This is a genomic window from Endozoicomonas sp. ONNA2, from assembly GCF_024606365.1.
Lineage (GTDB): Bacteria > Pseudomonadota > Gammaproteobacteria > Pseudomonadales > Endozoicomonadaceae > Endozoicomonas.
The window spans coordinates 1-1214 of sequence record NZ_JAHHPO010000488.1; the positions used below are offsets into that span (position 1 = coordinate 1).

At 42.3% G+C, this 1214-nt stretch carries 2 protein-coding genes; both read right to left on the minus strand.

Going from position 1 to position 1214, the window contains the following annotated elements:
- Window positions 1–212 (minus strand): hypothetical protein (locus KDK14_RS08795; RefSeq protein ID WP_257264718.1); only part of this gene is annotated, 212 nt, incomplete at its 3' end.
- Between the two features lie 640 nt (window positions 213–852).
- Window positions 853–1214: hypothetical protein (locus tag KDK14_RS08800; RefSeq protein WP_257264719.1), on the minus strand; the 362-nt coding region annotated here is incomplete at its 5' end.

Consider the following 1214-nt stretch of genomic DNA (forward strand, 5'->3'; position numbering starts at 1 on the left):
GCTTTGATATGCTTCTCAAGCTGGATTGACCGTTCCTTGACTTTCAGGAGACTGTTGCGGACCCCATCCCCATGTTTTAATGACTTCTCAGTGACAAACATGGCCTTGATAAGGTAACCCATACGCCTGACCCGGCCAGGGTCACGGCCATAATGAGTACTGCGAAATAGTTCTATCTGTTGCTGATATTTATTAGTCACCTGGCTTTTCATGGATTCGTTCCGTCGGCAATTGACTGTCATCTGAACCGTTCAACGATACTCTGCACTGCAGTTGCAAAAATCGTGTGGCTAGCGTCTGTTATCGACATCATTGCAGAAAATCTAAAAAACCGGGGTCAAAAAAACCGGGGTCAAAAAAACCGGGGTCAAGTCTTGAATCATGACTGAAAATCAGGGTCACAGAAAATCGGGATCAAGTCTTGTTTCTTGATAGTTTGACTGAAAGTGGGCAGAAAAAGAAAAAGCCAAAGCAGCCTTCTTTTCTGCCAACTGTCAACGGATGAAAAAAATGGGATGTTCCATTATGTTGTATAGCTCCCATGCAGATATACTCACGGGCTATGACTTAAATTGCGTCCATCAACCTTACTCACAAAATCCTAAGCCGGTTTCGATTTCCCTGGTTTATGCGTCAAGAAGAAAGACCGTAATTACTCAAAAATTTGACCCAAAAACCTTTGACCCCAAAACCTTGACCCTAATTTTCGATTAAATTTAAAATATCCTGAGTATTGGTGTCATCGGGTAAATTGAGTGCAAGCAATAACGCTTTTCGAAATTCTGGAATATGATCCAATTCTTTAAATCAGTCGGTCGCAGCGATGATCAGTTCATCAGACTGGAGCAGTGACTACCCAGAGTTACCCGATGACAAGGTTGAATCAAAGGACTTTTTGTGGTAACTTTTAAACTGTTTGAAACCCAAAAAACCAACAAACTTATTCAGGAGTTCCTTTTGGGTATCGGGATCAAAAGTCAGTTGCTTGATTCCTCTCAGTCTCAGGAGTTGTTCAATTAACTCCAGCGCAGGTTTTGCATCTTCTTGCGGGTGGTTACGGATACCCGCCAAAACGCTCATGACGATCTGCTTGTTGGCCGGATTTGACATCATGTCCGTGAGAATGGTTAAGACTTTACGTTGATCCTCCTTGCAAAAATATTTATTACAGAAATATAGCCAACTCGCCAGGTCCTTAGATTCAACCTTGTCAT